Source organism: Nostoc sp. MG11, from assembly GCF_014904695.1.
Taxonomy (GTDB): Bacteria; Cyanobacteriota; Cyanobacteriia; order Cyanobacteriales; family Nostocaceae; genus Komarekiella.
Genome location: NZ_JACXXN010000049.1, coordinates 1 through 24,868 on the forward strand (window position 1 = coordinate 1; position 24,868 = coordinate 24,868).

Annotated in this window: 26 protein-coding genes and 1 pseudogene; 13 read left to right on the forward strand and 14 right to left on the reverse strand. The window is 40.5% G+C overall.

Annotated elements, in window-relative coordinates:
* Positions 1–129: 129 nt before the first annotated feature.
* Both HCR01_RS31750 and HCR01_RS31755 read right to left on the reverse strand, forming a co-directional pair.
* On the reverse strand, positions 130–315 hold the full coding sequence (locus tag HCR01_RS31750; RefSeq protein WP_193199979.1) for a hypothetical protein: 186 nt from the start codon (positions 313–315) through the stop codon (positions 130–132).
* Between the two features lie 35 nt (positions 316–350).
* Positions 351–621, reverse strand: a pseudogene (locus HCR01_RS31755) (transposase); the annotation flags it as partial.
* A gap of 570 nt (positions 622–1,191) precedes the next feature.
* On the opposite strand from HCR01_RS31755, the gene HCR01_RS31760 reads away from it, so the two are divergent.
* From HCR01_RS31760 to HCR01_RS31775, 4 genes are all read left to right on the forward strand, one after another.
* Positions 1,192–1,338, forward strand: a complete 147-nt coding sequence (locus HCR01_RS31760) for a hypothetical protein (protein ID WP_193199980.1) — start codon at positions 1,192–1,194, stop codon at positions 1,336–1,338.
* Positions 1,339–1,386: 48 nt separating this feature from the next.
* Positions 1,387–2,406: an HlyD family secretion protein gene (locus HCR01_RS31765; RefSeq protein ID WP_193199981.1), complete on the forward strand. Its 1,020-nt coding sequence runs from the start codon at positions 1,387–1,389 to the stop codon at positions 2,404–2,406.
* Positions 2,407–2,840: 434 nt separating this feature from the next.
* Positions 2,841–4,046 carry an ABC transporter permease gene (locus HCR01_RS31770; RefSeq protein WP_193199982.1) on the forward strand — a complete coding sequence of 402 codons (1,206 nt, stop codon included), beginning with the start codon at positions 2,841–2,843 and terminating at the stop codon, positions 4,044–4,046.
* A gap of 1 nt (position 4,047) precedes the next feature.
* Positions 4,048–4,815 (forward strand): ABC transporter ATP-binding protein, encoded by a 768-nt coding sequence (locus tag HCR01_RS31775; RefSeq protein WP_226889783.1) that lies wholly within the window; start codon positions 4,048–4,050, stop codon positions 4,813–4,815.
* 145 nt (positions 4,816–4,960) lie between these two features.
* Here HCR01_RS31775 and HCR01_RS31780 read toward each other — a convergent pair whose 3' ends face one another.
* The gene (locus HCR01_RS31780) at positions 4,961–6,817 is read right to left on the reverse strand and encodes an ABC transporter ATP-binding protein (RefSeq protein ID WP_193199983.1); all 1,857 of its coding nucleotides are present in this window, start codon (positions 6,815–6,817) and stop codon (positions 4,961–4,963) included.
* 308 nt (positions 6,818–7,125) lie between these two features.
* Here HCR01_RS31780 and HCR01_RS31785 point away from each other — a divergent pair, with 308 nt between their 5' ends.
* Both HCR01_RS31785 and HCR01_RS31790 read left to right on the forward strand, forming a co-directional pair.
* A complete protein-coding gene (locus HCR01_RS31785; RefSeq protein ID WP_193199984.1) occupies positions 7,126–9,015 on the forward strand; it encodes an albusnodin/ikarugamycin family macrolactam cyclase in 1,890 nt (629 codons plus the stop codon).
* Between the two features lie 361 nt (positions 9,016–9,376).
* The gene (locus tag HCR01_RS31790) at positions 9,377–9,796 is read left to right on the forward strand and encodes a lasso peptide biosynthesis B2 protein (protein WP_193199985.1); all 420 of its coding nucleotides are present in this window, start codon (positions 9,377–9,379) and stop codon (positions 9,794–9,796) included.
* A gap of 775 nt (positions 9,797–10,571) precedes the next feature.
* On the opposite strand, the gene HCR01_RS31795 is transcribed toward HCR01_RS31790, so the two are convergent.
* The 3 genes from HCR01_RS31795 to HCR01_RS31805 form a co-directional block, all read right to left on the reverse strand.
* Positions 10,572–11,063 (reverse strand): TerB family tellurite resistance protein, encoded by a 492-nt coding sequence (locus HCR01_RS31795; protein WP_193199986.1) that lies wholly within the window; start codon positions 11,061–11,063, stop codon positions 10,572–10,574.
* A gap of 142 nt (positions 11,064–11,205) precedes the next feature.
* Entirely contained in the window at positions 11,206–11,805 is a 600-nt protein-coding gene (locus HCR01_RS31800) for a hypothetical protein (protein ID WP_193199987.1), read from the reverse strand.
* Between the two features lie 470 nt (positions 11,806–12,275).
* Positions 12,276–13,610: a phenylacetate--CoA ligase family protein gene (locus tag HCR01_RS31805; RefSeq protein ID WP_193199988.1), complete on the reverse strand. Its 1,335-nt coding sequence runs from the start codon at positions 13,608–13,610 to the stop codon at positions 12,276–12,278.
* A 301-nt stretch (positions 13,611–13,911) separates the two neighbouring features.
* Between HCR01_RS31805 and HCR01_RS31810 the strand changes: the two genes are divergently transcribed.
* Both HCR01_RS31810 and HCR01_RS31815 read left to right on the forward strand, forming a co-directional pair.
* The gene (locus HCR01_RS31810; protein WP_320073225.1) at positions 13,912–14,943 is read left to right on the forward strand and encodes a transposase; all 1,032 of its coding nucleotides are present in this window, start codon (positions 13,912–13,914) and stop codon (positions 14,941–14,943) included.
* Positions 14,944–15,628: 685 nt separating this feature from the next.
* The gene (locus HCR01_RS31815) at positions 15,629–16,093 is read left to right on the forward strand and encodes a hypothetical protein (RefSeq protein ID WP_226889789.1); all 465 of its coding nucleotides are present in this window, start codon (positions 15,629–15,631) and stop codon (positions 16,091–16,093) included.
* On the opposite strand, the gene HCR01_RS31820 is transcribed toward HCR01_RS31815, so the two are convergent.
* The 4 genes from HCR01_RS31820 to HCR01_RS39315 form a co-directional block, all read right to left on the reverse strand.
* The gene (locus tag HCR01_RS31820; RefSeq protein WP_193199990.1) at positions 15,994–16,218 is read right to left on the reverse strand and encodes a transposase; all 225 of its coding nucleotides are present in this window, start codon (positions 16,216–16,218) and stop codon (positions 15,994–15,996) included. The two genes, HCR01_RS31815 and HCR01_RS31820, sit on opposite strands and share 100 nt — an antisense overlap.
* A gap of 91 nt (positions 16,219–16,309) precedes the next feature.
* The gene (locus HCR01_RS31825; RefSeq protein WP_193199991.1) at positions 16,310–16,951 is read right to left on the reverse strand and encodes a response regulator transcription factor; all 642 of its coding nucleotides are present in this window, start codon (positions 16,949–16,951) and stop codon (positions 16,310–16,312) included.
* Positions 16,952–16,958: 7 nt separating this feature from the next.
* Positions 16,959–17,762 (reverse strand): sensor histidine kinase, encoded by an 804-nt coding sequence (locus HCR01_RS31830; RefSeq protein WP_226889785.1) that lies wholly within the window; start codon positions 17,760–17,762, stop codon positions 16,959–16,961.
* Positions 17,683–18,222 (reverse strand): hypothetical protein, encoded by a 540-nt coding sequence (locus tag HCR01_RS39315; RefSeq protein ID WP_226889786.1) that lies wholly within the window; start codon positions 18,220–18,222, stop codon positions 17,683–17,685. The genes HCR01_RS31830 and HCR01_RS39315 overlap by 80 nt, the downstream gene beginning before the upstream one ends.
* Before the next feature lie 196 nt (positions 18,223–18,418).
* Here HCR01_RS39315 and HCR01_RS31835 point away from each other — a divergent pair, with 196 nt between their 5' ends.
* The 4 genes from HCR01_RS31835 to HCR01_RS31850 all read left to right on the forward strand — a co-directional run bounded on the left by HCR01_RS31835 (position 18,419) and on the right by HCR01_RS31850 (position 21,793).
* Positions 18,419–18,556, forward strand: coding sequence for a hypothetical protein (locus tag HCR01_RS31835; protein WP_193199993.1), 138 nt, complete (start codon positions 18,419–18,421; stop codon positions 18,554–18,556).
* Between the two features lie 79 nt (positions 18,557–18,635).
* On the forward strand, positions 18,636–19,328 hold the full coding sequence (locus HCR01_RS31840) for a sigma-70 family RNA polymerase sigma factor (protein WP_193199994.1): 693 nt from the start codon (positions 18,636–18,638) through the stop codon (positions 19,326–19,328).
* Between the two features lie 432 nt (positions 19,329–19,760).
* A complete protein-coding gene (locus HCR01_RS31845; protein WP_226889787.1) occupies positions 19,761–21,020 on the forward strand; it encodes a TPM domain-containing protein in 1,260 nt (419 codons plus the stop codon).
* A gap of 8 nt (positions 21,021–21,028) precedes the next feature.
* Positions 21,029–21,793, forward strand: a complete 765-nt coding sequence (locus HCR01_RS31850; protein WP_193199995.1) for a LemA family protein — start codon at positions 21,029–21,031, stop codon at positions 21,791–21,793.
* A gap of 41 nt (positions 21,794–21,834) precedes the next feature.
* On the opposite strand, the gene HCR01_RS31855 is transcribed toward HCR01_RS31850, so the two are convergent.
* Positions 21,835–21,996, reverse strand: a complete 162-nt coding sequence (locus tag HCR01_RS31855; protein ID WP_193199996.1) for a hypothetical protein — start codon at positions 21,994–21,996, stop codon at positions 21,835–21,837.
* Positions 21,997–22,063: 67 nt separating this feature from the next.
* The gene (locus HCR01_RS31860) at positions 22,064–22,210 is read right to left on the reverse strand and encodes a hypothetical protein (protein WP_193199997.1); all 147 of its coding nucleotides are present in this window, start codon (positions 22,208–22,210) and stop codon (positions 22,064–22,066) included.
* Positions 22,211–22,254: 44 nt separating this feature from the next.
* Here HCR01_RS31860 and HCR01_RS31865 point away from each other — a divergent pair, with 44 nt between their 5' ends.
* Positions 22,255–23,082 (forward strand): YwqG family protein, encoded by an 828-nt coding sequence (locus HCR01_RS31865; protein ID WP_320073224.1) that lies wholly within the window; start codon positions 22,255–22,257, stop codon positions 23,080–23,082.
* A gap of 606 nt (positions 23,083–23,688) precedes the next feature.
* On the opposite strand, the gene HCR01_RS31870 is transcribed toward HCR01_RS31865, so the two are convergent.
* Together HCR01_RS31870 and HCR01_RS31875 are read right to left on the reverse strand one after the other, a co-directional pair.
* Positions 23,689–24,306 carry a pentapeptide repeat-containing protein gene (locus HCR01_RS31870; RefSeq protein WP_193199998.1) on the reverse strand — a complete coding sequence of 206 codons (618 nt, stop codon included), beginning with the start codon at positions 24,304–24,306 and terminating at the stop codon, positions 23,689–23,691.
* Positions 24,307–24,522: 216 nt separating this feature from the next.
* Positions 24,523–24,843, reverse strand: a complete 321-nt coding sequence (locus HCR01_RS31875; protein WP_193199999.1) for a hypothetical protein — start codon at positions 24,841–24,843, stop codon at positions 24,523–24,525.
* Positions 24,844–24,868 lie beyond the last annotated feature (25 nt).

A 24,868-nucleotide genomic window follows, 5' to 3' on the forward strand; every position in this document is an offset into this window, starting at 1 on the left:
CTCGAATCAGAACGCACTAAGTTGCGAATTTTTATATATCTCATGTATTAATCGCAACTTTTACACAAACCAGCTACAATTGTTACAAAACTTTTTACTCATGCATTGAATAAATCTCAAATCAGTTACTTAACGCGCGGATTCAGCCTCAATTTCCGACTCCAAAATACTCAACAATTTCTTTTCCAAAGCAGTCAAATAAGGGCGCTTCAACTTTCCCAGAGACTCCAAAAACTTCTGCACCGATTCCTCCAATGCACTGGAATATACTCGTGTAATGCGATCGCAGGGCAACATCTGCAATTTAACACTCATGTCTGGCTCCTGCCGTTGCCCTCTCTGTCTTAGGGCGAACACACTTGTTTTTGCAGTGATTGGATACTCACCCATGTTCCATCTTGTCGCCAATTCCGAAAATAGGTATACACAGTTTGCCAATTGGGAAAATCTCCAGGTAGGTTCCGCCAAGTGCATCCTTGAGTCAACACATAGAAAATGGCGTTGAGTACCTCCCAAACATCCACTTCTCTTGCACGACCACCTATGAGTGGCTGATGGAATTAAAGGTTCAACCACTTCCCATTCCTGTTGAGTAAGGTTACTGGAGTATAGTTTACTCATGGCTCTTAATGGTGCTGTATGTACGTATTTACAGCTTATGCCCTGAGAGCTTTTTTTACTCAATTGCCAACTTTTCAAACATCCTCTAATATTCAAACAATAAAAACATAACTCCTTGAGATATGCATATAAAAGAAGTTTAAACCACTTGCAATACTAGATTAATTATCACAATATTGAATTGGGATTAGGCTACACACGACTAACCCTACTCCAGCCAACTTGATCTAAGAGGAAAAATGGCTAGTATCAAGATCTAAGACCATATTCCACTCTCACCAGTATTTACATTAGTGAGAAAGCAAAAATTGATGATAGTAACTAGATATAACAATCAGTTTGATCGCACTAGTGTTTTGGCATTGCTGAATCAAGATATGAATTGTCATTCTGAGCGTAACGTAAAGCCTGCTGCATAGCTACGCTTAGGGCGGAGCCTCTCGCAGAGAAGTGAAACGTACCCCGTAGGAGTACGTTTCGCGTTGCTACACTCAGCATGACAAAATAAAATTCATACACCAATTCAGCAACGCTAGTGTTTTAATTTCACACCGCTTTAGCACAGTACGCATGGCTGATGCGATCGCAGTGTTGGAAAATGGACGAATTATAGAATATGGCATACATGACACACTACTAAAATTAGACGGCACATACGCTAAGTTATACAGAATGCAAACAGAATCCTATCTAGAATCACCATATAGAAAAGCTTAAAAACACCTTTTTTAATCAGAACCTTAGCAGAAATTCTGTTAATGACCTATGCAACTTTCAATAATTCGCAGAATCAAAAAAACTACCCCTTGGCTAATAGGATTAGTGGCATCTGGGTTATTAGGAATTGCTACCACTGTAACCATTGCACTCCGAGATGCCAACCCGAAATCAGACATCACGCAACAGACGGTAGCAGTAGTATCTCAAGACTTAATTGTTCGTATCAAAGCTAATGGCGTTGTTCAGGCTGTCCGCAAAATCAATCTTAGTCCTAAAGCTGAAGGACGAATAGTGCAATTGTCCATAGAAGAAGGAAAACTGGTACAGCAAGGCGAGTTATTGGCTCGCATGGATTCTCAAAGACTACAAGCACAGATTAATCAATACAAAAGCACTTTAGCCAAAGCTCAAGCTGAATTGGCACAAAAGCAGACTGGAAACCGCCCAGAGGATATTGCCGAATCCAAAGCCAGAGTAGCTACAGCAGAAGCTAGCATTGCTGAAGCCCAAGCCAAATTTAATCATGCTCGTGAAGAACTCAAACGCTATCAAAGTTTAGTAGACAAAGGAGCAGTTTCTCGAAATCAATTCGGTGAGTATTTAAGTAAAGAAGGTGAGGCGAGGGCTATTCTTCAAGCAGCCCAAACTCGCTTACAAGAACAAAAAGAAGGTCTAACTAAACTTCGTAATGGTACACGTCCAGAGGAAATTGCTCAAGCAAAAGCGAGTGTTGCTGAAGCAAGAGGACAATTGCAATACTACGAAATTCAGTTGCAAGATACTCAAATCCAAGCTCCTTTTTCTGGTACAGTTACGCGATTGTTTGTGCAAGAAGGAGATTTTGTCACACCCACAACTTCCGCCTCCTCTGGCGATGGCGCAACTTCCGCTTCCATTGCTGAACTTTCTAGCGGTTTGGAAATTGAAGCCAAAGTGCCAGAAGCTAGTATTGCTCAAATAAAGGTAGGTCAACGTGTTGAAATTAAAGTTGATGATTTATTAGCCCTCCTGAAGAACAGGAAAAAGAAGGGGTTAAGTTCTAGGTTGATTGGTGGTGCTGAGTAAATTTATGAATTTGCCTCACGCAGAGACGCGGAGGCGCAGAGAATGAGAGTTTAGGCGTTGCTGAATAATGGGATGAAATTTTAGTATTGAAATCTAAAACTCCTTATCCTCTCTGCGTCTCTAGCTTGAAAAGTTGAGCCACTGCGTTGGACGGGTTCCCCGGCTTGTTCGCGCAGCGTCTCCCTTAGGAGAAGCAAGTGGCGTCTGTTCGCCGGAAACCAGCGCACCCTGCGGGTTCGCGTAGCGTTCCGTAGGAAAGCAAGCTACATACTTTTCACTGCGGCTCTGCGTGAAATAAATCATTCCGTAAATATGCAATGAATGCCCTTGTTTCTACTTTTGCATGAGCTTTTCATATCCAAATTTGAATCTCTACAACATAAACAAGCTGACATCAATCTTTTGAAAACATCGATAAAACTCTAGGTGAGATAATGAATTTTGTTGAAAGCATTAAGATGGCAGTTAAAACCCTAGCAGCTAACAAGTTGCGTAGCAGTCTCACTATGTTGGGAATAATTATTGGCAATAGCTCTGTAATTGCGATGATTGGTATTGGTCAAAGTGTCCAAAATTATAGCCTTGCACAGATTGAGTCTTATGGATCTAATCTGTTAAGCGTGTTTGCAGGCAGTGAAGAAGCTGAGGGTATGATTGCCGAAGAACCAAAGTTGGTATTATCGGATGCTGAGGTTATTATTACTCAAGCTCCGGCGGTGAAGAAAGTAGCTCCCCAAATTTCTGCTAGACAATCGATCGCCTACCGCAATCAGACTACACAAGCCAACATCGCTGGCACAACACCAGATTTTCTCTATGTACGGAATGCTACGGTAGTCAGTGGGCGGTTTTTTAACTCATCCGAACAGAGGCAGAATGCTCTAGTGGTCGCCCTTGGCTCAGTTCCGGCGCGTAAGTTGTTTGGCAGTGCTAACCCCATCGGCAAAGAAATACAAATCAATAATATTAGCTTTCAAGTAATTGGGATAATGAAAACTAAAGGTTCTTTTGGCGGAGTTAATCAAGATGATGTTGCTTATGTGCCCATCACCACAATGGCTAGCCAAATAGATGGACGCCAGTCTCCCTACGGCATCCCGATTGACTCGATTGAAGTTTCTGCCAAGAATCAACAGAGCATCTGGGCGGCATCGTTTCAGATTACTAACCTACTAACACGCAGACATGGCAAGAAAGACATTTCTGTGATCGCCAATAAGTCTTTCCAGGATCTTGTCGGTCAAGTAACAGGCGCTTTAAGCTTGATGCTAGCTGCGATCGCCAGCATCTCGCTTTTGGTAGGTGGCATTGGCATCATGAATATTATGCTTGTTTCGGTGACAGAGCGTACTCAAGAAATCGGGCTGCGGAAAGCAGTTGGTGCTACACAACAAGCTATTCTGACTCAGTTTTTAATCGAGGCGGTGATTCTGTCGGTAGCTGGTGGCTTGATTGGAACTGGCTTTGGTGTCGGTGGCACAATGATTGTGGGCGTCTTAACTCCCCTGAAACCAGGTGTTTCATTGCCTGCGATCGCTCTAGCTGTGGGTGTTTCTGGTAGCATTGGTCTAATTTTTGGTGTCGTCCCAGCCCGCCGCGCCGCCCGACTCGATCCAATTGTTGCTCTGCGAAGTGCTTAAGATGAATAACCAAGTAAATCCTTCATCTATATTACGGGAAGCAAATCACCTCATAGTTCCTAGTTCTTTCAAACCAGTTATTGTGCGCCTAGAAAACATTTCCAAGATCTACAACTCTGGCGAAACAGAAGTTCGAGCACTTGCAAATGTTAACTTGATTGTCGAGCAAGGTGAGTATTGCGCCATTATGGGGGCGTCTGGCTCTGGTAAGTCTACTGTGATGAATATTATCGGCTGTCTAGACCGACCAACAAAAGGAGACTATTATCTGGATAAGGCGAATGTGGCTGTACTGGGTGACGCAGACTTAGCCCAGATTCGTAACCGGAAAATTGGCTTTGTATTCCAACAGTTTCACTTATTGCCGCAGTTGAGTGCGCTAGAAAATGTCATGTTGCCGATGATATATGCAGGTATTAATACTGCTGAACAACGCGATCGCGCCATATCAGCTTTAAAGCAAGTCGGGTTAGGGAACAGGTTAAACAACAAACCAAATCAGCTATCTGGAGGACAACAGCAACGAGTAGCGATCGCTCGTGCTATTGTCAATCAACCAGTTTTAATCCTGGCCGATGAACCCACTGGCGCACTTGATTCGCGTACGACAAAAGAAGTCATGGATATCTTTTCAGACTTAAATAATAGTGGAATTACGATTGTCATGGTAACGCATGAGCCAGATGTGGCGCGTCAAACTCAGCGTATTGTCTGGTTCCGGGATGGTGAGGTTGTACACTCTCACCTCACCCCGGCAGATATTGTTTAGGTTGCAGGGATTGGGGACTGGTTAATAGACATCTGCGGAAATTAATTATGCCTTACCCACAATCCTTGTAGAGACGTAGCAGTGCTACGTCTCCACATCTTTTCTAATAAATAATCAATACCCAATACCCAATTCCCAGTCCTTTTTACAAACCATACTGCTGAACTTGCATATTCCACAGCGTGGCATACTCACCCCCACGCTGTAAAAGTTCTTTGTGAGTACCCGACTCAATGAGATGCCCCGCCTTGAGAACTAAGATCCGGTCAGCCATTTGTACTGAGGCTAACCGATGGGTGATCAAAAGCGTGGTTTTGCCTTGAGCTAGTTCAACAAAGCGGCGATAGACCTCAGACTCACTACGGGGGTCAAGTGCAGCGGTAGGCTCATCGAGAATTAGTAGCTGGGCTTCTTCTCGCACAAAGGCGCGGGCTAAGGATAACTTTTGCCACTCTCCTCCAGAAAGCTCTGTCCCACCAAACTGCTTTCCCAAGGGTATGGCTTCTTTTTTGGGGAAACTCTCAACCATTTCAGCTATACCCGCTTTTTGAACTGCACTTCTCAGACGTTTTGGGTCATCCAGCGCTCTCATGTCTCCCAAAGCAATGTTTTCTCCTAGAGTGAGCGCGTAGCGACCAAAATCTTGAAATACCGCAGCAATCTGCTGTCGCCACATATCCAAATTAAATTCTCTAAGATCTACACCATCGATTAAAATGGCTCCTTCTGTCGGGTCGTATAATCGAGTGAGCAGCTTGACAAGGGTAGTCTTGCCTGCTCCATTTTCCCCTACTAAGGCTACTGTTTCACCAGGTTGAAGAGTAAAGGACACGTCTACCAGAGCAGGCCGATTGTCTGGATAGCAAAAGTGTACCCGATCAAAAGTGATACCCGAACTCAGGCGATCGCCCATGAGTTTGCCGGGAATGCACAGTGTCATTGTTGGTTGGCTTTCTAGGAAACCGAAAAACTGTTGCATATAAAGCACAGTTTCGTAAAGCATAAGCGAGATACTGACAAATTGTTCTAGATTCTGCTGGAAGTAAGCCAACGATTGCACAAAAAGTAGTACACTTCCTGGGCTAATTTCGCCTTTAAAAGCCTGCTGTACCACCCAGTAGAAGGCGAAGCCATTCCCTAGAGTGCTCATGATCGCCAAACCCGCAGACCACAAGGCTTGCTTTTTGCGGAGATGACGCATAGTTTGATGTAAAGACTGAAATGCTTCGACATAACCATTAATAAAGAAAGAACCAAGCTTAAACAGCCGGACTTCCTTAGCGTAGGTATCAGTGAGCATAACTGAATTGCAGTATTGCATCCGCCGGGCTTGTGGACTTTTCTCAAATGTAGTTTCCCAAATTGTCATCTCATATTGAAAGGAAACATATATCTGCGGTAGAGTTGCGATCGCAATCACAAATGGAATTCCTAAGCCAAGTGGAGCTAGTAGCCCTACCATAGCTAGCAATGTCAAAAAAGTGCGCCCTCCCTCAGCTAAATTTGCAATCAAGCTCAACGGCTGATAATTTACTTGTCGCTGGAGCATCTGTAACTCGTCATAAAACTTCGAGTCTTCAAAACGGTTCAGATCAGCAAAACTATCTGCTTTATGCAACAAAAGTAAGTTGATATGAGCCGTTAGTTTTTCACCAAGGTTCCCCTGAATTGCTCTTACCCAAGGACTCAGGAAAGCCTCTAGCAGCAAAGCCCCAATCCATGCTGCCACTAAGCTAGCTAAAAGTGTAGAGCTTAGGTCTCTTCCTTGAGTCAAACCTGTTGCTACTGTATCTACCACTTGCTTGGTAATCCAGATACTTAGCGCCGGCACAATCCCTTGCAACAAAACGGCAGTAACCATAAAGACCGTTTCTTTTGGCGCTGCTGTCCATAAAAATGGTAAGGAACGAAAGAAAGCGCTACTGTAGCTCCGCACAATTTCCAGTAGCTCTCTCAATATATTCGTGAATTCAGTTCCTTTTTTATTGGTTTTAATGCCCATAAGACCACTATAAATCTGATAATTAGACCTTTTACTTAAGTCATTCAGTATAACTGTTCTATTTTTAATAATTGAACTATAACCAAAAACAAAAAACACATAACTTAGACAATTATGTTTTTCTAAAAATCTTTAAAGTCTTGTATTTTAAATTTTTATATTTTAGATTTATAGTCATGAATAAAACAATCTAGTTAAAAGTAAAATCTGAAGCTAATCAAGAATGTCACAGCATGGCTGAGAAAGTCTAAGATTTCAATTTCAGCAATTATGTAAAACAACAAACTTTTTTCAAGCAGTAAAAATATATGAAACGCTGGTTTTGTGGATTTTCAGCAATAGATGATCATTCTTTAGCAACCCTTCCTAAGCCGCTTGATGGGGAAATGCTCTGGGAGGGTTCAAAGCCCTTTTGGGTATGCGGAACTTGGGGAAAACAGCAAATAATCACGATTTTTGAAGGCCCTGTTCGGTTGGCTATAGTTGGTACTTGCTTAGCACCTTATAAGACTTTAGTTGAATTATTTCAGAATGCTGTCAGAAATAAAGACTACAGTCAATTGATGCGATCACCTGGTAGTTATAACCTGATTGTTCAAGACGAAACGGACACATATATCTTTGTAGATGTAGCTGGACTTAAACCTGTGTTTTATACAAAGTATGAGTCTTCTATTGTTTACTCTTCTTTGGGTGTTCCTTTACAACAACTGATTAAGGCAGAAGTAGATCCGTGCTGGCTTGCTAATTCTTTGTCAGGTCTTACAGCACCAAACTTAGTACAAAATCGCTCTCCTTTTCGGAATATACAAACTGTTCCTTCTGGTCACTACTTACAAATATCTTCAGGTCAACCAACGTGTAAAAAGTATTGGAATGCACCACAAGAATACATTAGTTTTTCTGACGCAGCCGAACAGTTGCATGAACAGCTATTAACTGCTGTTGAAGGTAGAGTTCGCTTATATGGAAACGTAACTAGCGATTTGAGTGGTGGTTTTGATTCAACTAGTTTGGCTTTAATAGCAGCAAAAGACTTAGCAAAACGAGGTCATAACTTACATACAATCACTATTAAAGGCACTTCATCTACTGAATCCGAAGACGTTAAATGGGCAAAGCACGCAGCTAGTCTTTACCCAAACATTTCATCCATAATGATTGATAGCCATGAATATCCTGCGGAGTTAAGTAACCTGGAATCAATCCCTTTAACAGATGCACCAGATCCATCTGTGTTTTCTTTAGGTTTAATTAACTACTCGATGGGGGTTGTCAAGTCGAAAGGATCGAAACTTCACATGAGTGGAGAAGGTGGAGATCCAGTTCTTGGATCGCATCCTTCATATTTAGCAGACTTAGTACGACGTATGCAGGTACGAACATTTGTTCAACACATTTATGGGTTGTCACGAGTTAACGACTTGTCACCGATCGCTTTAATGAACAGTGCCGTAAAACTAAGTATCACTTCATATCGTCAGTGGCTACTTCAACAAGCAAGAAAACTTTTGACAGGGCGATCGCATCAGCCGCTTAGAAGCAAGCAACCTCTAAGCACAGTCATTGGATGGCATTATACATTAAATCCTGCTACCTGGTATACAAAAAGTTTTGTAGATTTAGTTGTAACAGAGCTACAAAAATGGGCAGCAGTTGCAACTCCTTTAGACAATTCTCCTGGGGAACATAGCTCTATAGATTTGATCCAAGGGACTGGATTCACCAGCCTAATTCAGCAACAGCTAGCTGCAATTTATGACGTCAATTTAGAATTTCCCTATTTTGATTCATTGGTAATTGATGCCTGTCTTAGTGCAAAGCCAGAGGAGCGGACAACTCCATTTGCATATAAACCGCTTCTCTCTAAAGCACTTGAGCGTGATTTACCAAAAAGCATTTTTACTCGGACTACCAAAGGTGATTACACAGGAGGTGAATTTGTTGGACTTCAACAAAATTTACCAATGATCAAGGAATTTTTTCAAACCTCTTTCTTAGCTGATATGGGTCTGATTGATATTAGAGAATTTCGTAATTACATACAACAGCTTAGTATGGGACTGGCTACTGGCTCATTTCATTTCAATCAAACACTAGCAATTGAGCTTTGGTTACGCCGCGTAGTCGATGCTAAAAATAGCTTCTGGGAGCATTCGACTTTAAACCACTTTACTGAAGTTTTAAGGACACACTAAAAGGAGAAAATATCATGGAAAAAATTTGTATTCCATCCCACGTTTCTACAACTTTTTTTAAAGATAGTGCTGTAATTTTAGATGCACGAACAAACGTATACCACGCATTAAATAACACTGCCGCCGATTTTTGGAAATCACTCATGCAGAAGGGTTCATTTTAGAGTGCGCTCAATGAGGTATTGGAATTGTATGACTATTCTTCGGATCTTATTAGAGAAGATATAGAGGAGTTGGTTCGCTCGCTTATTCATGCCGGATTACTTAAGACAGTGCAAAGTGAGCCGTAAATAAACAGGAAAATGTGATGCAACTCCAAGTTATTAGAATTTAATTTCATCATTAAATTGAGAGAAAGATCATGAACACTGAGATGACGCTACAAACAACAAATTTTAATCTAAGTTTGATAGAACGTTTCAAAGGAATATCTTCTGTAATTATTGCTTATATAGCTTTACGTTGTTTGTCACTTTCAATGATTTGTAAAATTGTTAGTATATTAAAGCGTCGCTGCTCGCGTGAGATAGGTATTGATGAAGCTAATATCGCCTGGGGAGCAGTACGACAGTCCAGCTTTTTCTTTTTAGGAAGAGTAGCTTGCTTAGAATTATCATTGGCATTTGTTCTTTTCGCTCTCACAAAGGGTCTATCGGCAACATGTTGTGTAGGTGTAGCAAATGAGCCATTTCGAGCACATTCATGGGTCGAGCTTAGTGGAAAACCTTTCCGTGAGTGTGACTATGTAGAACAGGATTTCAGTAAGTTACTTACAATTTAACTGGCTAAAGGAAATTAAAGATAATATTTACTACCTTATAAACCTGGTTTCTTTAAGAAACTGGGTTTCTAGATTTTTAACTGTTTGAAGTTAATATTAAACTTATTGAAAAAATCTATTTTATTTCACTTTTATGTATCTATATGAAAGTTAACCTTCTCAATTTGCTAGAGAAAAATATAGTAATGGGCTGTTGAGTTAATCAACAGCCCATTATTGCAGTGCTACATTCTCTAATTTAGAAATTAGAAGAAAATTCTGCCTCTATTAAAAACTATCTCGCGTCTATTAGGAACTCTAAATGCCAATGTTGTCTTAATTGCATTACCTACTTGAAGTAATTGAGGTTTAGAGTATTGTTTCTTGGTGGTCATTTGTTTTCTCCTAGTTATTGGTAATTTGAACTGAGTTTAGTTGAAAAGCTAAATTTATGAATCCATAAACTGGATTTCTTAGCTAATTTAAATTTATTAGATTCAACCTAGGACTTACGCACTATACAAATTGGCTATTATGTGCATAATGATTGGTTCAGAATACAAGTTCTTTAGTTCAGAAGATTCCTTACTTAACGAAAAAAGTCAGGTCAAGGGTAGGCTGGGGTGTAGTGTTAATAACTATTAACTTTTAGTAAGTCAAAGAAAATTAAATTTTCTTTCATTCCCCAGACTCTACAGCTCACACCCGTTCATCCAGAAATACCAACGATTTATGATTTACAAGCGTGCTATTTATCGCTGAATCAGCCTAATTAAGATTTTGAAAGATTGCTCAATTAAGCTAAAACCTCAGTTTGTAGCAGTGCCTTACGTAGTGCAGTTACGGCTTCTTCTGTTTCTACTAATCTATTAAGAGCAAACGCAATGTCATCTTCAACCTTCAGCAGTTTAGCTAGTTTCTTTACAGCTTTTTGCTCTTCGGGTGAATAATTCCCATCGGCGCGAGATACTTGAATTGAGTGATATAATAACGTCCTTGATTGAGACCAATTAGAACCTTCAACTGTAATCTTGCTCAGTATGTTTTCTAGATCAGCATTTTTGTAGTCAAATGTTTTGTATTTCTTTATTACTTCTTGAGGAGTACCAACCATGTGCATATGATTTAATACCCAGTTAAATTCGGCTTCTGAAACCTCTTCATCTGCTCCAGCAATAACCAATAGTGCATACCCGTAGTTTAAGTATGCTTCAAGGGGGGCTGCAAAAATTCCCAAGTTCTTTTTCATGTAATCTGAAGCTGGGATTAATTGTTGTAAATCGCTCATAAGTTACCTCTTTAATTGTTTTGAAAATTTACTATTTGGCAGATGCTATCTATCAATGAAGGAATTGCTTTTCAGTTTTCTAATTAATTTTAGCTGATGAAATTCCGCGCTAAATCCTTGATAGATATTGATATGTGCGCCTTTAAATTTTTTCAGCAAGCCAATTACTATAATCGGCATAATATTCGTAGAGGTCATCTATATTATTGATGTCAAAACTGTTGAAAGCCTTACCATCAGCACCATGTAATCGTTGAACAAACTCGATAAAAGAACCGTAGGGAGTACTAGGAGCAACAAACATCTGCTTGAGTAACGCACCAGATTCATCACTGTATGATAATACTGGTGTCATAAACTTCCACCCCAATTCTTCCATCTGGTGATGTAGTTCCTCCATATCAGCTTCTGGATCAATGTTATAAGCAGTATGCTGAATACCTTCACCAGAGAAATTTATAAACTTATTAATTGGTGAATTAGGATCTTCACTGACTGATAACCCCGTCATAGTTGCCCACGGATACTCAGCACTGATGCCACTGACTAATGCGATGTGAGTAGCGGGAAAACGCACAGTCTCAAGCCTCATGTGTTCATTGAAACCAAGCAAACTCCATTTTGAGAGGAACCTCTGTTCATCTTCAAATGACGCAACATAAGTAATATGGTCGATATGTCGAATACTTTGAAGGATATCACTTGTATTTTTTTTAGGTAAAACAACTGAGTTTGCTCTCATGATTTCAATTTTCTGCTAATGCTTGTAATTTGCGTAATACAAAACTTTTCCTATCTATTGATAACTAGAAGAAGTAACAAAGGCTTGATTAATTCCTTCTGATATTTGCTACTGCTTATAGATAGAAATTACGTTGTTTTATTTTCGTCCTTGTTACTCTAAGTTGTTTGGAGTCTATAACCTTACACTTGATATTTTTTAATATCTCAAACTTTTAATAAGGATGCAAGGACAGTTAAGACAGTTAAGAAATTTTTTATTAGCTATAAGAATAATCTAATTTATTTTTATACTTAATAATTTATGCTTATTTATATAAATGGTTTATAAAAAATAGCTTACTCAAATAAGTCTAGCAAATAGCATTGAACTAACAATCATTTAGCTGTATTTTAACTTAAAAATCGTAAAAATCTTAAACCATAAATTAGGCACTAGCTAAGTTATGGTTTAAATGCTCAAGCTCTGGTTTAAAATCGTGTATTAACTTGACTTCTGTTAACTAAACGCTTTGCTTTTCCTTCACTACGAGGTAAGCTTCGTGGTGGTATCAACTTGACTTTAGCAGCTATCCCTAAACGATGTTCAATGTTAAATATTAATTGCTGCTCTAGCTCAACAAGTAAAGTTTGTTCTTGCCAAACTGAATCAGAAACTTCAACCCAAATTTCAATGTCATCAATTAAATTGATATTATCCTCAATCACAATTTGGTACTGAGGTATGATACCAGGCAATCTCAATAGGACATCTTCAATTTCCGCAGGAAAGAAAGTTTTATTTCCTATTCTAATTAGGTCATTAATACGACCCTTAACACGATCCATCCGAATCAGAGTTCGACCACAAGCACAAGGTTCATAAAATAGGCGTGTAATATCACCAGTTCGGTAGCGAATTAGGGGAACAGCCTCTTTAGTAATAGTTGTTAATACAAGTTCTCCATATATTCCCTCTTTCATTTGTTCCCCTGTTTCTGGGTTAATAATTTCAGGAATAAAGTGATCTTCATAAATATGCAGACCAACTCGATGAGGACACTCATGAGCTACCCCAGGACCAATCACTTCGCTTAATCCATAAGTATTATAAGCTACTATATTCCAACGTTTTTCGATGTCATCTCGTAAAGCTTCACTCCATGATTCAGCGCCAAAAATCCCGGCGGCAACAGACAATGAATGTAAATCGATACCTTCGTTTTCTGCTACTTCACTAATAGTGTATATGTAGCTAGGGGTACTCAATATAATGCCACTGCTAAAATCTTGTAAAAGTGTTAAATTCCGTTGAGGTGAAGAGCCAGAAGCAGGAACTACTGTAGCACCAATGCGTTCAATACCGTAATGAAAGCCAAGCCCACCAGTGGCAAGACTGTAACCGTAAGTGTTCTGGACGATAATTCCAGGTTTTGCACCACTAGTTGCTAATGCTCGTGCCGTTAGTTCTGACCATAAGTTTAAATCGTTATGAGTATAACCAACAACTGTCGGTTTGCCAGTAGTACCAGAAGAGGCATGAAGTCGAAGAATTGAATCCATTTGGACTGCAAACATTCCAAATGGGTATTGGTTGCGTAAGTCAGCTTTGGTGGTAAAAGGAAGCAGGGAAATATTTTCTACAGACCGAATATGACTAGGATGTATGCCAACAGCATCAAGCTTTTGTTTGTAAAAGGGTATGTGTTCATAAGCTCTTTCTACACATCTTATTAGTCGGTTTTTCTTTACCTCACATAATTCTTCGCGTGGCATGGATTCATACTTGCGATTCCAGATGTATGGTTCAAGAGCTAATTTATTCATTGTCCTTAGAAAATGTTTTAACAGTGAAACTTTGCATATCATTTTCGTAAGGAAAAAACAAGGACAGTTAAGACAGTTAAGGAAATATTTCACAGTTTTTTTAAATTAGAACTTACTTATTGACAAATTAAACAAATAATGCGGTAAAAAATCAGGAATAAATAGGCGATGGCTGCGCCAACGTCTTCTCTGCGAGACGCTACGCGTAGCTTGCTTAAGCGAAGGGGTACGACGAACGCTAATCACTCTGAGGCTGGAAAGGCGGATAATTTACGTACAGAGCGTATTTAGGGTTCAGACAATCAGAGCTATCAGTAAGCCATCTACCGCAAAGTGCGACCTCAACACTTACACCCTGTTCTTGCTGGCAGAATCAAAATATCCAGGCTGCACACGTTTAGCAGACATCATGAAAGATTTGTCTCATGATAGCGTCAACAGATTCTTGCTACGTGAGCAGTATGAACCCAAGGATTTATTTGATGAACTTAGCTCACAAATTAACTTAATAGGTGGGACACTAAGCGGAGATGATACAGTAATTGACAAACCACATAGTGACCCAAAATTAACAGAATTAATTGGGTACTTTTATTCGGGAAGGCATCATCGCGCTGTTAAAGGAATTCAATTAATTACCTTGTATTACACGGACTTGTCAGGCAAATCTGTACCTATAAATTATCGTATTTATAACAAACAAGAGGGGAAAACAAAAAATGATTATTTGCAAGAGATGATTACTGAGGTTTCGGTTTGGGGTCTTAGTCCAAAAACAGTGACTACTGACAGTTGGTATTCCAGTCAGAAAAACCTAAAGTTCTTTAAAGACAAGGGATTAAGGTTTTTAACGGGAGTAGCTAAAAATCGCTCATGTTCAGTCGATGGTAAAAATTATACCCAAGTCCAAAATTTAGAAATTCCAGAAGTTGGTTTAATAGTGTATCTGAAAAACTTTGGTCAGGTAAAGGTATTTCGCAGAAGTTTCAAAAACGAAACTTACAGATATTACATTATGTATATTCCTGAAAAAGATGCACTTTTATCAATTTCTAGAACAGACTTCAAAGAATTACACTCAATACATTGGGGGATTGAGTGTTACCACAGAGCTATTAAACAAGTGTGTGGTGTTGGTAAATTTATGGTGAGGACAACTAAGGCAATCAGAACTCATTTTTTTAGCGCAATTCGAGCTTTTACACAGCTAGAATTAATGCGAGCAGAAGAGTTAATAGAAAATTGGTATGAACTCCAAAAAAATTTATCTCTTCAAGTAGCCCGTGACTTTATTTTAGAACACCTATCACAGAAGTTGATCCAGACTGCATAATAGCAATTTTCTGTCAATGCGTAAGTTCTACAACCTATGAACACAAGATGTTTAGGCTTTTGCAAAACACATAACTTAGATAGTTATGTTTTAGAAAATTTAAATTTGATTATGAATAACAAAGCAAAAAAAGTTATATTAGATAATTTCACTAATAAATCTAATAAAATTACTGTAAAACAAAGTATGAAAATACCTCGTTTTTTAATCAATCTTTTCGAGACAAGTAAGTTAGCTTTATTTTATTTAATTAAAATATAGTTTTTCATTCTTAAAAATCAAGGACTTTTGTTTTTAGTATTTTGGAATATATAAATGTAGTAAAGACAAAGGCGTTTTTTGGTACTCTATTCTGTTTTGAGATGCAAATTTCAGTTCTGGATTCTTCCACTTTAAGGAGTAAATTAGTTTTTTAGTTGCATAAAATTATAATTATTGATGAATTAAGCTATTAGAAAGTGCTGTGATTAGTAGTAAGGTCATGTAGGAGTAATGCAATGTCCATAGGTATCAACTTAAGGAGCATCAGCCCAAACAAGCTCAGAGCGAGAGTGAATGTCGCGATGATGTTTAAGCTCGGCTTTGAGCAAATCAAAAAGCTTGTTATAGAAAACTAAATAGTTAACAACATCATCAGTTTCGCCTCAATAGCAGTATTAACGAAACCTTCGCTGCCATAGACCGATTGGAGTGGCAGGCATCTGATGAACTGCGGCTGATGCGAGATAACAGCTATTACAAAGATGGCGCATACACTAGCTTTGAAGACTATTGCGAAAGCGAGTTAACCAAACACGGGGGATATCGACGGGTCAAGGATTTATTTTCAGTCAAGCGAGTAGTTGATACCTTGCCAGAAGATTTGAGGGACAAAATTACCAAGACTTCCCAAACTCGACCCTTACTCAAACTGGTCAAAACACCCGACAAACTAGAACAAGCTGTAGCGCACGCATCCCAAGAAAAACCTTTCCCCACTGCGGCCGACTTTGCCAAAGCAGTACAACAGGTTGCTCCAACAACTAAACGCACCACAAAAAAAGAAAAAAGTCAAACACAGTCCCGTTCCCTAGAGAACGCACTTATCCAGCCGAGTATGCTTCGGCGATCGCGAATAATACTGAAATCCATTTTTCTAGCTATTTCATGAAATGCCAGAATCAACACTTCTAGCCGTTCGACATCAAATATCTTTTTACGATACTTTGTAACGAAGACCAAATGAGATTTAAGCGATGTAACGCTGTGTTTTCCTCGTCTATATTCTTTATTCATAGTGGTAGACCATTAAGTCTGTTTGAATAGATTGGAATCTCCATGCCTTTAGGCTGGAGAGGATGTCAAATAGACCATTAATTAGTAATGCTCAGTTAATCTCAAAGATCGAATTAGCAATGATCGCTAACTGGGAGCGGTTCCGGCAATCGAGGCGATTTAGCAAATGCGTTACATGAGTCTTTACAGTACCTTCAGCAACTACTAACTGCTCAGCGATTTCTCGATTTGTGGCTCCTTTGCCGATAAACTGCAAAACCTGCTGCTCTCGCTTCGTCAGCATCTCAAATTCTGGCGAAGCGGTAGGTTTAGCGATGCCCAAAGGATTCTTCATCAGTTTTTCTAACAGCCCCGGAGCCAACTGAGCATAGCCCTGGCACGCCAGCCGAATTGCTTGTACTAACTCGTCTGCGGGCATATCTTTCAGCAGGTAGCCTTTCGCACCTGCCCGGATCGACTCGACAATATACTGATCATCGTCAAACGTGCTGAGTACAAGCACTTTCACATTAGGAAATCGTTTGCAGATCGTTCGTGTTGCGGCTCTCCCATCCATCAATGGCATTCGCACATCCATTAGCACCAAATTAGGCTGGAGGGCTGCGACCTGCTCTATCGCCATCTCACCATTGCTAGCAATCCCCACAACTTGCAAATCTGGCTGCAACTCCAACATTGTTTTTAGCCCTTGGCAAATCAGGCTTTGATCATCCACAATCAGTATACGAATCATAAATTAACTAGCTAGACGATACTTCTGGTTCAGTAGTGGAGAGAGGTACTTCCACCCAAATTTGACAGCCCTTTCCTAACTCTGTCTCCAGGGTAAAAGTCCCCCCCAGTACAGCAATTCGCTCCTGTATCCCTTGCAGTCCAAATCCTCTGCCAATGGAGCTACTCCGTTCAAACCCACGTCCATTATCTACCACAATCAGCCGTACGATTTCGGACGTTACCTCAATTTTTACCGTCACCGCTGTTGCCTGAGCGTACTTGGAAATATTGGTTAGCGCCTCCTGAACAATTCGGTATAGTGCATTCACGATCGCAGTAGACACCGACGCATTACCTATTCTTGTTGTCTGCTCTACGATCTGCATTTGCGTTTCAATGCCAGTTCCCTGCCGAAAATCATCGACCACAGCGGCGATAGTCTCAGTCAAAGATTGCTCTGCTCGATTTTCTTCGCGCAATGCCTGCACCGATTTTCGCACCTCTTGCATGGCAATCACGCCCAGCCGTCGAGCTTGCTGCAAAAAGGGTTCTACCCGGTCTGGCTGCTGTTGCCAGAGCATCACTGCCGTTTGTAGCTGCACATTCAATGCTGTCAGCGCGTGTCCCAAAGAATCATGAATATCACGAGCAATTCGATTGCGCTCTTGGGCAGCTGCTAACTCTTCTGCCTGGGAGGCATACTGCCGAAGTTGCTGATGCGCTGTCGCCAGATCCTCCTGAGCCTGACGTTCAGACAACAGCGTACTGACTAGCATTAGCACCAGGAACAGCCCCAACCCAAACATTAACGTTTCGGCAACTAGGTGCATCCAAAACTGCTCCTCTAGTTGGGGTACGAACACTGTCATGTTCTGCACATATATGGTCTGATGCTTCAAAAACAGCACGAGCAATATTCCGCCAACTAGCCAACGTCCGCTCGTACTGAACATGAAGCAACTGCGAATAAACACAATCAGGTACAGCGTCGGCAAAATGTGCAGATATCCCAGCACTGTTCCATAGAAAATTAAGCCGATTTCGGCAAGAGTATAGAGGATTTTGATGGGCGATTTGCCCATTGGCAGCATCCATCCCATGATGCAAAGCAACAGTAAAACGGAAATATGCTGGAGAGGTAACCGCCGACCAGCGATCGCTTCTAATACGGCTAAGGAACCGCAGCTTGCAAGCATGACCCACTCGGTATACACCAGAAAGCGGAATGGATTGGGCTGGAATTTTAGACGAGATAGCATAAGACGATCGCAACGCAAAGATTTTATTCAAAAATACTGTCAATAGTTTCAAATTGCCATACCCCTTTCGTTACTATCTGGCAACAATCTCAACGAAAGTCGTAGTTGGACTATACAATTCGTTGAGCCAAAATACGAGACGTTCTTCAGATGTTTTCAACAAGGGTGAATGCCTAATATAAATTTATTAGCTTGAGCAAGGAGATATAGACAGCGTTAATCTTGTTATGGAAGCAACTATGGATGATCCTAAGTTGAGACAGATTATTGCAGAAATTAATTTATTTTATCAGGAACAAGAGCAATTAATACCAATTGATATAGAAGGGGAAGCAATTAGTCTTTTACTCAATAATCACTTGTGAAATTGATAAAAAACCTCAAAGCTCTTTATGAACAAGAGATGTCAATAGTGTTATAGAAAGTAACAATTATTTGCTAACAATGAATCAAAAACATTACGCGATATCTCATTGCAATCTAATCAAAGAAAAACCAGATGAACAGCTAAAATACCTAGTTACACAAGCTTGTAAACACCTACCTGGAAGCCAAGAGCGTCAGAAGTTACTCACGCAAATTATTCGCTTGACTTCTAGAAAACTATGGAAGGAAAGTACTCCTTACTATGAAGATGCACTACAACAAACTTGGTTGTATTTCTGTCGTAATGTTTGTGAAGGTTTAACAGGTCAAGCCTATGACCCTACTTGTGGTAGTGTCATCACTTGGCTGAATGCTTACCTCAAATGCAGACTACGAGATTTTGACATTAACCAGCGCCGGGAACAAGCCACAACAGTCTCTTTCAGACATCACCAGTCTCTCTCAGGTGACAGAAGTGAAGCTTTTGACCCCATAAATAACCTACCTGCCACCCCTCCAGTACCTCCGATTTTGGAAAACTTAGAGATATGGGTCAATACAGACTCAGACGGAGAACTGCGTCATACTTACATTAAAGGGCGTCCAGATGTGAATTGTCAGGTGTTGATTCTTAAACGCCTACCCCCAGAAGTTAGTTGGAGAGAATTGTCCGAAGAATTTGGGCTACCAATTCCGACATTGAGCAGTTTTTATCAACGTCAGTGTCTACCACGCTTGCGAAGTTTTGCTAAATTTGAGGGCTTATTATGAAGGCTGAAATCAGCAAGGCTGTTGTTTGACCAATAGTATCACGCTCTTGTCAAATGGAAGGAGATCACAAAAAAAGTAAGCTATGTCCAAGGACAAGCCGCTGACGCTCCTTTGTCGCTACCGCTTCGCTAATGCGTCTACGCTCCTACTCCCGAAAATCCGGTAAACAGTAAAGAGGCAAGAGCTATTATTTCTATGGTGCTGTTGATGAACTTTTTCATTCGGAAAACTCTTCTGCTCCGGCGACGCACAATTAATTTACCTTTGTGGCCTGCCTGTTCTAATTGAGCAAGAGGCTTTTTTCTGCCTCAAAAATGTTTAAGTCCCGGTAAAGGAATCTGGAAACAGTCTGTGTGATTGTGTAATTTATATATGAATAGCTGTTTTATTTGCTCACACAATTCTTACAAGAGAAAGTCACAATAAAAGCTGATGGCAATCAAAGTAAACTCCAAACCATTTTGGCTGAAAGTGAAAGCAATAAAATTTAATCTACTCAAGCCAAAACGTATTTTTTGGGCGAGTGTCTTTTCCTCTGCGATCTTGCTTTTTCCTCTTTCAGGCTTGGCTGTAACCGTACAAGAAGTTCCAAATCCCCGCAAAGAGTATGGTGGTTGGGTAACTGATATGGCAGGAATCCTCAGCGACGAGACAGAAGCTCAAATCAATCAGATGGTTTCTGAATTGGAGGCAAAAAAAGGCATGGAAATCGCAGTAGTGACCGTGCCAGAAACAAGTCCTGCTGCATCACCGAAAACATTTGCCACGGAATTGTTTAATATTTGGGGAATCGGTAAGAAAGGAAAAGATAATGGTGTACTATTTTTGATTTCCGTAGGCGATCGCCGCGTAGAAATTGAAACAGGTTATGGTGTAGAAGCAATTTTACCTGATGCCAAAGTAGGCAATATTATCGATACTCAAATTATCTCCCACTTCAAAAAAGGAGATTTTGCAGGCGGTACGCTGGCAGGAACCAAAGCATTAATAGTAGTTCTCAAGTCTGATCAACCATTATCTGAAAGTCAGGTAACACTACCAGATACTCAAACAACCCCGAATAACACAGGTGGCGGGATTCTATGGGGAGTTTTAGCTGGCGGTGGAATATTAACACTGGCAGCAGGAAGTGCTGTTTACCTAACTCGTCGTCCTCGTAAAATCTTCATTGCACCAGAAGGGCGCACTCGTAAGAGTAAAGGCAATTACACTTTTTTGTGTGCTGATTGTCAAAAGCCAATGAAACAAGTAGACGATTCTACAGTCCAATCCTATCTGAACAAACCAGAAACAACAGCACAAAAACTAGGTAGTATTAAGTTTCAGGGTTGGAGATGTCTTAGTTGCACTCACAAAACAACTGGTAATGGTTTCCATATTGTTGCCCAACAGTCCCATTCCTCCAGATTTCGCCAGTGTCCTCAATGTCATGAATTGACTGTTATCCGTGACGAGAAGACTGTTCAATCACCTACACGAGCCAGTACTGGAAGACGACTAATTACTGATGAGTGCCACAGTTGTTCTTACCATCATCAGCAAGAGGAAATAATTCCTCGTTTGCCGCCGCCTCCGCCTCCTCCCAGCAATTCTTGGGGTAGTGGTGGTGGCTTCAGTGGTGGTGGTGGTGGTGGTGGTGGTAGCTTCGGTGGTGGCAGTAGCGGCGGCGGCGGTGGTGGTGGTAGTTGGTAAATAATCTTATGAACAATCAAGACGAAAGAATTCCCGAAGATATTGCCCCAGAAGTGCTGGAGTTAGCCTCGCGCTATTATGCCAATCACACCCAAAGTTATTCAGCTTCGGAGTTAGTAGGCGCAGGTCAGGAAGTTGATATTCCTGCTGAGTTTATTCAGCAAGCAATTCTGGATGTACAAACAAGGTACAAGCAACAACAACAGCAACAACGGCGATTAGCCCATCTGCATCAAAGACTACTGATTGTTGTCACCGGCGTAATAGCTGCACTGACTGTCTGGAGTGCCTGGACTTACAACTCCATCCAAAATAGTGAATCCAGAGTAGAAGCAGCTTGGGCACAAGTCGAAAATCAACTCCAGCGACGTGCTGATTTGATTCCTAACCTTGTGAATGTCACCCAAGCTTATGCCAAACAGGAAAAAGAGTTAGTCTCTTTATTAATGCGATCGCGCCAAGCTTATTTGCAAGCAACGACTCCCGATCAAAAGGTTGCTGCAACAGTGCAAGTCAATCAAGCAATTGATCGTTTCCATGATCATGCCAGCGTCAATCCCCAACTACAATCAAGCCAACTATTTACCAGTCTTCAATACGAACTTACGGGTACTGAAAATCGCTTAGCTGTAGAAAGAATGCGTTATAACCAAGCAGTGCAAGCTTATAATCAAAAAATTCAAAGTTTTCCTAACTTCTTAATTTCTAATGCTCTTGGGTTTGAGAAGAAAGAATTTTTCCAAGCTACAAATACTGGTGTCACCTTTTCATAAAAGGAACGCTAGAGCCAGCAAAGTGAATTTCTTTAGCAGCGTTAAGTCCCTGCACCGATAATAAGCACCTTTCGATGCGGCAATCCTTTGGGCAAAGCGCCGGGGGAAGTTGGTTTTTGGGCTTGTACTTGATCGTAGGTGATAGTTGCAGCGATGGCGAGAGTACTTCGCAATAAAAACTGACGACGATTCAGGTTGAACATAGAGGCGGAACTAGTGATTGGGGGAGGACAGCTATTTAGAGTATTCTTATTTCTCGGCTAAATAAAGCTACAAATGCATAGAATAGGATTCCAGGCTAATATTACTAATTTCAGTAGATTGACGATAGTAAGTAAGCTTAAGCGCATATTTCAAAAGTCCGATACTTTTGAGAATCTTTAACTTCAGGCGATCGCTAAAAAGTGAAACTGCCATGTTATTTTGCTTAATGAACTAAAGCAAAGACAGGCAGGGAAAGCGTGGATTTGGAGCAATTTACAACACTGATTCATGAGCATGGCTTATCAGAGTATCAAGATGATATTTTGGCAAGTGTGCGCCCTGCTATCTTGTTGAAGCTTGGGCAAGCTGAACCAGGACACAAAGGGCAAAGTCGTATCGGAGGTGTTCCCGATTTACCCTTGTCTATTCCCTGGCCTCAAAACACTCCTTCAGGCAGATACCTTTGCTTTATCTTGCAAATTAACTTTGCTGATTTACCCACTTTCTCTGAAAATCCTTTGACAAAGGGGGGAATGCTTTATCTTTTTGCTTCGGAAAGTGAAAATAGCGCCGAACAATTAGTGTTTTACGATGGAAGCGAACCTTTAGAGCCTGCACACTTACCCAAAGATACTCGCTTCATTACAGATTGGTACGAGAATTTAGTCACTCACCGTCTAGAGTTCGAGCTTTTTCCCGATATCCCGCGTTGGGCAACAAATGATTTTTGTAGACTCTGCGATCGCCTTAACTTAGACGAACTCAAGTTAAATAATTTGGGTAGAACTCTCAGCAAGAACAGTGTAGGTAAACTGTTCGGTCATGCTTCGGGCATTGGGCATGATCCACGAGAGGATGCTTACATAGTTAGGGAGGTGAATCCCGAATGGCTTTACAACTACGAGCAATGCCATACCTTAGATATGACCCGCGCCCAGAACTGGCACAACTTGCTGGAAGTCGAGTCTAGCAGAACAGTTGACCTGATGTTTGGCGATGCTGGCTACCTGCAAGTACTCATTTATGGCGAAGACTTGAAGCGGCTGGATTTTTCTACGGTCTACGTGAACCTTGAATCAAGCTAAAGCTTGAGTGCGATGTCTACCAGAATTCAGGAGGGTAATATGCCAGGAGCAATTGCTTATTTGAAGGAAGCATTACAAAAGTTCTACATTCCACTTTACCTAATTAATGACACGCCCTAAAATAATTTTGATAGTTTTGGTTCACAACACAAGTCTGTTAGTTCACAACACAAGTTCGTTCTCAACGATTTGTGATCTAGTGTTGTGTAATTACTGAGCTAACAATCTAATCTTGTTTAAAAAAACACCTTTTTTGCAAGTTTTACTGAACCACTACATTATCCCATTGAGAAACGCTAGAGAGAAAGAACGGTTGCCTTGTGTCCTTTGGACACAAGGCAGAGGCGCAAAGCCTTGCGCCCAAGGGCAGTGATAAAGACCATCGCCGGACGCCGGCGCTCAGACTTCTCTCCGCCTACAGAACTTTTCGCTGCGTCTCTGGGTGTTAGCATTCGCGGAGCGTCTCGTAGAGAAGCGGGGCGTAGCCCGGTAAATTCATACCTGGATTCAGCAACGCCCCTAAATGAATTATGAACAAAAAGATCCCCGACTTTTTCAAAAAATCGGGGATCTAAGACTTTCAATAATTTGCAAATTTAATTTAAATTATTGATACTGATTCATGATTCCTTGTGGTACTATTGCATCTTCCAAATCAGCGTCTAGCAAGTTTGCACCTTGGATGTTGGCATTTGTGAGATTTGTTTTTTGTAAATCTGCCTTTTGTAAGTTTGCTCCTTGCAAATCAGCTCCTAACAGGTTTGCTCCCTCTAAATCTGCATCAAATAAGTTTGCCCCTTGCAGATTTGCTCCGGCTATATTGGCTTTGCTTAAATCAACTCCCTGTAGATTAGCTGATGCCAGGTTTGTTCCTTGTAGATTCGCTTTTTCCAATTCTGCTTCTTGTAGATTTGCACCCGCCAAATTAGCTGCTTGCAGATTTGCCTTGTCTAGTTGCGCTCCAACTAAGTTGCATCCAACACATTCATTAGTTGTTAATAGACGTTGAACATTTGCAGCTACGCTATCTACTGACCATGCTGTTGGAGGTATAACAGGAACCGGAGATACTATTGGAACTGGTGTAGATTCTGTAGGTACTGGTGCTATCTCTGATTGAGCTAAAGCATAGGGCTGATCAAAAAGAGAAAATATCGTCAGAGATACCATGAATACAGCACTTAAAAGCCAAGAAGATAATTTTTTGAAGTTCGTTTTTTTCATTGGTTGATTCCTTTTGAATTCAGTATTGTTTTTTCGTTTGGATTCAATTCGCTTTGGTTCTACCTTAATACCAATCAATATTGAAATCAAATACTATTATTTTGCATTATCATAAATAAAGGTGATGATTAATTTTTAGCTATTCATTCTAGCTTCATAGAGTCATCTATCTATTGGCTTAAAAATAATTTAAATCATTTTTAAAAAATCATTAAATTAGATTTGTGATTTTTTAAAATAATTATTACTTTTGTCAACTTCCAATCTGTCTCGATTTACCCAACGATTAACGAACTCATTTTTATGTTTCTGTACTTTCACTTGTACTTGTTTAGAGCCTAATTTGACAACTTCGCCAGGAATTCTCTGGGTGTTTTCTGAATCGGCACGAGCTTTATAAAGCCAGATAACTTTTTGTCCTACGAAATAGTCAGAATTTGCGCTTAAGCGTGATGTTCCATCTGCCCAAGAGGGAGCAGCAATTGCTAAGTTAATTAAAAGGATTAAAGTCATTAAAGCAATTTTGAGAATTTTCATGTGTGTAATTAAAGCTTCTATCGCA